Raw genomic sequence first — 6,000 nt, forward strand, 5'->3', positions numbered from 1 at the left:
ATGCGAAATTAGAGTGGAAAGATAATAAGATTAATTTTGTATTTGAGAATTAATTTGTTAAAAGAGCATGACATAAAACTGTCATGCTCTTTTGTTTTTTCTTTTATATAAAATTTAACGATAAAAAAAATCCTTTAAATAATAATTTTTTATTGTAAAACGATAAATTTTGTATTAAAATCAAAATCATAATAAATGAGTGAGGTGCTTTTGTTAAAAGGTAACAACCTTATTTTTAAAATTAGAGGAGGTATAACTATGAACATTAACAATTTGATTGTTAAACATATGGATAACCCCCATGAGTTGGAGAAGATGTATAGAAAAGATCCGAAAGCTTTTAAAAAAGCATTCTCACAAGCATGGGACCAAAACCCTGATTCTCAAATTCTAGGTGCTTGGTATGAAAGGTTGCATTTTAAGGAGAAAGTAAATAAAGAAAAAACATCTTTGTTTCAAAAAGGTTTCTTATTCATGGGCCTTTTAGCTATTCTGGCCGGCATAAGCACTAGAATCATTTTCCACTTTGTTGAGCAGGAAGCAATTGCTCCAATTAATTTGGCTTTTGGTGTAATTCCCTTTATTGCTGCTTATTTTGTTTACAATAATAAGCCGAAAAAAAGTATTATTTATTCCCTTATAGCGTTATTCCTAGTTTCCGGGGTGTATCTTAATACGTTGCCAATAAATTATAAAGACAGTACCATACTTGCGTATTTACATCTTCCTATATTTTTATGGGTCTTAGTAGGGCTTGCATTTACAGGAAATGAATATTCAAAAGGCAGTACAAGATTAGCCTATATTAAATTTAATTTAGAATATTGTCTTCTCTACGGGAGCATGGCAGTGAGCGGAATGATACTAGCAATATTCACCATGCGTTTATTTAGCTTTGTTGACTTAGATATAGGAGAATTCTATTTTAGTAATGTTGTTTTATTTGGAGCAGCGGCTCTCGCTATTGTGACTGCATACTTAGTATCAATGAATCTTAAGCTTGCTAAAAATATTACACCATACATATCTAAAATTTTTAGTCCTCTCGTCCTGATTACCTTGCTTATCTATCTTATAACGGTAATTTTGGTCGGGAAAAATCCATTCTTGGATCGCAATTTCCTAATGGCCTTCAACGGAATACTGCTTGGTGTATTGGCTGTTACTATATTTTCTATCGTTGAGAGTGACTCAGACGAGAAAAAGAGTATTTCAGATTATATAAATTTTGCCTTAATTGTTCTGGCACTTATTATTGATACTGTTGCATTGTCAGCCATCGTATTTAGACTTTCTTCTTACGGGATTACACCTAATAGACTAGCTGTTTTAGGTGTAAACATACTGATCTGGGCAAATCTAATTTGGATTATGTTTTCCTATATGCGTTTCTTGCAAAATAAATCAGGACCAAAAGCTATCCAAGATGCCGTTACGAAGTATTTGCCAATATACGGACTTTGGGCAGCTTTCGTCATATTTACGTTTCCTATCATTTTTAATTAGAAAGGATCTGTTAATGCGGGAGTGGTGAGGGCTAATAATCATTGGGGGATGAACAAAACCCCCAATGATTAAAGTTTCACTTTATTATAATTGGTATTATTACGTTTGTAGTTTCGGTAATTTCATTTGTAATGATAAATAAGAAATAAGTGTTGTATGTAATCTTTCCATAATAAAAAACGTCCCAAAATGGGACGTTTTTTATTATGCGTATTGCCGTTTTTTCTTAATAAGCAACAAAACTTGTGACACACAAGCTAGTACTGGTAACTCAATCAATGGTCCAATAACGAGTGCAAGTGCGATAAGAGGCTCATCTGGAAAAGCGGTCACAGCGATAGCGAGTGCAACAGGTGAGTTTCTTGCTAACGTTGTTAAGCTTAGACTTACTGTATCTTTGTAAGATAAATGCATCATGCGCCCGATAAATTGTCCTAGTAAAAAATTAATGATGAAGAACAATAGAACAGGAACGAGTAATAATAAAACGACATTCATATTTTGCAGTAAATATTTACCTTGTGATGCAAACATCGCTACTATTGCTAAACTTAAAAATACAATTTGAGCAGAGCTGAAAAACGGAATGAGTTTATTCTCGAGAGTTTCAGCTTTTTTCATTTTATTCATAATGAATTTTGTAGCGTGTGCAAGTATAAATGGTAAGACGATTACGATAACAATACTTTCTACTAAAACAAAAACCGCTACAGTTTTCATGACACCAGCAAATAAAAATAAATAAATTGGAAGGAGTAGAACTTGCAAAATTAAATTTACAGGTAAAATTGCAGTAGAAAGTGCTACATTTCCTTTCGCTATTTCAGTAAAGATTAAGTACCAATCTGTGCATGGAGTAACCATTAACATTATAAATCCAACCCAAAGTGCTGGATGATCTGAAAGAAATAGTGCCCCTAACCCCCAAGCGAGTAAAGGTGTCCATAAGAAGTTAATAGTAAGACTTGTTCCAGCAAATTTTAAATTGCGAAATCCGTTTTTTATTTCTTTTAATGGGATGCTGAGGAATAATCCATATAGCATAAAAAATAAGAAGGGAACAATAAACTTGTCTGAATACGTATGTATCATATTAAATTGTCCGAGTACGATGCCGCATGTAACAGCAAAAAGAATAATAAAAGTTTGAATCTTTTCTATAGTGCTCATGAATAAATCCTTTCTATATATGAATTTTCCTCTCTAAGTTTATTATACAAGTAATAAAGATGTATTTGGTGTTCAATTGTATTTTAGTTAATATTTTTAAATTGAGATTTTGTTTTTTATTAAAAGTTACTTTACTAAAGTAAGTTGCTATATTACAATCACTTACATAAGGTAATTAAATAACAAAAAGTTTTGATTGGCTTTACTTAAGGTATCAATTGGAACTTTTTATTAGAATAAGAATTTTTATGATGATGAATAATGAATATGATAAGAAAGTTTAGGTGAAGAAAATGGGATTATTTAGCTCGTTATTTGGTAAAAAAGAAGAAAATAAGAATGTAGAGGGGAATAAAAAAATGTCAAAAGTATTATTTGTAAAAGCAAACGATCGTCCAGCGGAGCAAGCAGTTAGTTCAAAAATGTATGAAACATTTGTAAGTACTTATAAAGAAGCAAATCCAAATACAGAAATTACGGAATTAGATTTATTTGCATTAGATCTTCCTTATTACGGAAATATCGCGATTTCAGGTGGATATAAACGTAGCCAAGGCATGGAGTTAACAGCTGAAGAAGAGAAGGCAGTTGCTACAGTAGATCAATATTTAAATCAGTTTTTAGAAGCTGATAAGGTTGTATTTGCATTCCCATTATGGAACTTTACAGTACCAGCACCATTAATCACATATATTTCATACTTATCTCAAGCTGGAAAAACGTTTAAATATACAGCAAATGGCCCAGAAGGTTTAGTTGGTGGTAAAAAAGTAGTTGTGTTAGGTGCTCGTGGTTCAGATTACTCTTCAGAACAAATGGCTCCTATGGAAATGGCAGTTAATTACGTAACAACTGTACTTGGATTCTGGGGAATTACAAATCCAGAGACAGTTGTAATTGAAGGGCACAATCAATATCCAGATCGTTCACAACAAATTGTTGAAGAAGGTCTAGAAAACGTTAAAAAAGTAGCAGCGAAATTTTAATTCATGATAGTAAATGGAAAAACCAACATGGATGACCATGTTGGTTTTTTAGTCTATTTTTCATGTTAAAAAATGTATATTTATAAAATAAAAGAAAAGTTCGAAAATAGTATTGCAAAATATTATATAGCAAACTATAATGAGTTCAAGAATAGTTGATACTTAAATTAAATATTCAGAAAATTCAATTAGTTAAAATTGGAAAATGAGATAAGGAAATTTGAATGGGGGTTATATTATGGCGAATAAAGTACCGTTTTCGTTCATAGTAGTTATTGGATTAATGTTATTTGCACTATTTTTTGGAGCGGGAAATTTAATTTTCCCAGCGATGCTTGGTCAATCAGCAGGAGAGAATGTATGGATTGCTAACGCTGGATTTTTAGTAACTGGTGTTGGACTACCATTACTAGGTGTACTAGCATTTGGTTTTTCAGGTAAAGATGATTTGCAGTCATTAGCAAGTCGCGCTCACCCAGTGTTCGGGATTGTGTTTACAACAGTTTTATACTTAGCGATCGGTCCGTTATTTGCAATACCGAGAACAGGAAATGTATCTTATGAAATTGGTCTTAAGCCGTTTATGCCAGAGGGAGTAGGTTCTACACCTTTAATTCTTTTCACAATTATATTCTTTAGCATCACTTGTTTTTTTTCGCTAAATCCCGCGAAAATTGTCGATATTGTTGGAAAAATTTTAACGCCAATTAAGTTGACTTTCATCGGTATTTTAGTAATCGTTGCTTTTATACATCCGATTGGAGATATGCAAGCACCAGTGGAAGCTTATACATCACATGCATTCTTTAAAGGATTCCAAGAAGGATACTTAACGATGGATACGCTCGCATCATTCGTATTCGGGATTATTATCATTAATGCAATTAAAGAAAAAGGTGCAAAAACGAAAACACAAATTATGGTCGTTTGTGCAAAAGCGACCATAATTGCAGCATCTATTTTAGCAATTATCTATACAGCTCTTTCTTATATGGGTGCTTCAAGTGTTGCAAAGCTTGGACATTTAGAGAACGGTGGAGAAGTATTAGCGAAAGTTTCTAACTACTATTTTGGATCATACGGCGGAGTATTATTAGGATTAATGATTACAGTAGCGTGTTTAACAACTAGTGTGGGACTTGTATCAGCATGTTCTTCATTCTTCCATAAGTTATTCCCAAATGTTCCTTACAAAGCAATTGCAATCACGCTCTGTGTATTTAGTGCCATTGTTGCAAACGTAGGATTAACACAATTAATCGCAGTTTCTGTTCCAGTATTAACAGCAATTTATCCACTAGCAATCGTATTGATTTTCTTAACATTCTTCCATTCATTATTTAAAGGAAGAGCGGAAGTTTATCAAGTAAGCTTGATCGTAACATTTATCATCAGCTTATTCGATGGATTAAGTGCAGCTGGAGTTAACATTGAAGTAGTAAGCCAAGTGTTCACTAAATTCCTTCCGATGCAGGAAGTAGGACTAGGCTGGATCTTCCCAGCGATTATCGGTGGATTTATCGGATATGGCATTAGCATTTTAAAAGTGAAAAACCAAGTTCAACCAGCAACTAGAGCAGATAAGAAAATAGGTTAAATAAAAAAAGTTATAGACTTGTTTCTATAGCTTTTTTTGTTACTATTAATAATGAGAAAAAATAAAGTAGTAGGGGAAATAAAATGAAAAAAACAATTGATCATATCGGAATCGCAGTTCGTGATATAGATAGTACGATACGTTTTTATGAAAATGTGTTACTAGGAACTTTAATAGATCGTTACGTAAGTGAAGCTCCTGGTGTGGAAAGCGAAGTAGCCATTCTTGAAGTGGATGGAGATAGAATTGAATTACTTGCACCGACGAATAATACGACATCTCCAATTGCCCGTTTTATTAAACAAAAAGGTAAAGGTGTTCATCACGTTGCGTATCGAGTAGATGATTTAGATGTGGCTTTAGAGGAATTGAAAGAACAAGGTATTCGAACGTTAAAGCATACACTTCGAATTAATAAACACGGCAGAAGATTAATCTATCTTAACCCAGCGGATACAGAGGGAACAATCATAGAGTATTGTGATTATCCGGAAGAGAAATAGAAGAGGGATATTTTTTTAAAGGTGTTACGTAATAACGTAATACCTTTTTATTTATGTATTTCACACTTTCTTCACAAATGATTCACGATAACTTTTCTTCTTCAGGAACTTACGTAAATATATTTTATGATATAATAACAATCAACTTTAAAAATGTAAGTAGTATCTATGAAGGTAGTTACTATTATATTGGAAGTTTAGAGGTGAGAGAGAAATAAATAGTTATACTGTATAGAAG

5 protein-coding genes are annotated in these 6,000 nt (G+C 32.7%); 4 read left to right on the top strand and 1 reads right to left on the bottom strand.

The window, feature by feature from the left end; all coding sequences use genetic code 11:
• Positions 1–258 precede the first annotated feature (258 nt).
• Entirely contained in the window at positions 259–1,506 is a 1,248-nt protein-coding gene (locus tag DN403_RS29320) for a DUF4153 domain-containing protein (RefSeq protein WP_001024710.1), read from the top strand.
• Between the two features lie 204 nt (positions 1,507–1,710).
• Here the strand turns inward: DN403_RS29320 and DN403_RS29325 are convergent, their stop codons facing one another.
• Entirely contained in the window at positions 1,711–2,676 is a 966-nt protein-coding gene (locus tag DN403_RS29325; RefSeq protein ID WP_000103812.1) for an arsenic resistance protein, read from the bottom strand.
• Between the two features lie 293 nt (positions 2,677–2,969).
• Between DN403_RS29325 and DN403_RS29330 the strand changes: the two genes are divergently transcribed.
• The 3 genes from DN403_RS29330 (at position 2,970) to DN403_RS29340 (ending at position 5,762) form a co-directional block, all read left to right on the top strand.
• Positions 2,970–3,662 carry an FMN-dependent NADH-azoreductase gene (locus DN403_RS29330; protein WP_000522502.1) on the top strand — a complete coding sequence of 231 codons (693 nt, stop codon included), beginning with the start codon at positions 2,970–2,972 and terminating at the stop codon, positions 3,660–3,662.
• Between the two features lie 238 nt (positions 3,663–3,900).
• Entirely contained in the window at positions 3,901–5,259 is a 1,359-nt protein-coding gene (gene brnQ / locus DN403_RS29335) for a branched-chain amino acid transport system II carrier protein (protein WP_001284783.1), read from the top strand.
• A gap of 83 nt (positions 5,260–5,342) precedes the next feature.
• On the top strand, positions 5,343–5,762 hold the full coding sequence (locus DN403_RS29340) for a VOC family protein (RefSeq protein WP_000750851.1): 420 nt from the start codon (positions 5,343–5,345) through the stop codon (positions 5,760–5,762).
• Positions 5,763–6,000: the final 238 nt, after the last annotated feature.

The organism is Bacillus sp. AY2-1 (assembly GCF_008368965.1).
Taxonomy (GTDB): domain Bacteria; phylum Bacillota; class Bacilli; order Bacillales; family Bacillaceae_G; genus Bacillus_A; species Bacillus_A thuringiensis_S.

Coding starts and splice junctions, on each gene's coding strand:
- DN403_RS29320 (WP_001024710.1), top strand. CDS start 259: ATGAACATTAACAATTTGATTGTTAAACATATGGATAACCCCCATGAG.
- DN403_RS29325 (WP_000103812.1), bottom strand. CDS start 2,676: ATGAGCACTATAGAAAAGATTCAAACTTTTATTATTCTTTTTGCTGTT.
- DN403_RS29330 (WP_000522502.1), top strand. CDS start 2,970: ATGGGATTATTTAGCTCGTTATTTGGTAAAAAAGAAGAAAATAAGAAT.
- brnQ (WP_001284783.1), top strand. CDS start 3,901: ATGGCGAATAAAGTACCGTTTTCGTTCATAGTAGTTATTGGATTAATG.
- DN403_RS29340 (WP_000750851.1), top strand. CDS start 5,343: ATGAAAAAAACAATTGATCATATCGGAATCGCAGTTCGTGATATAGAT.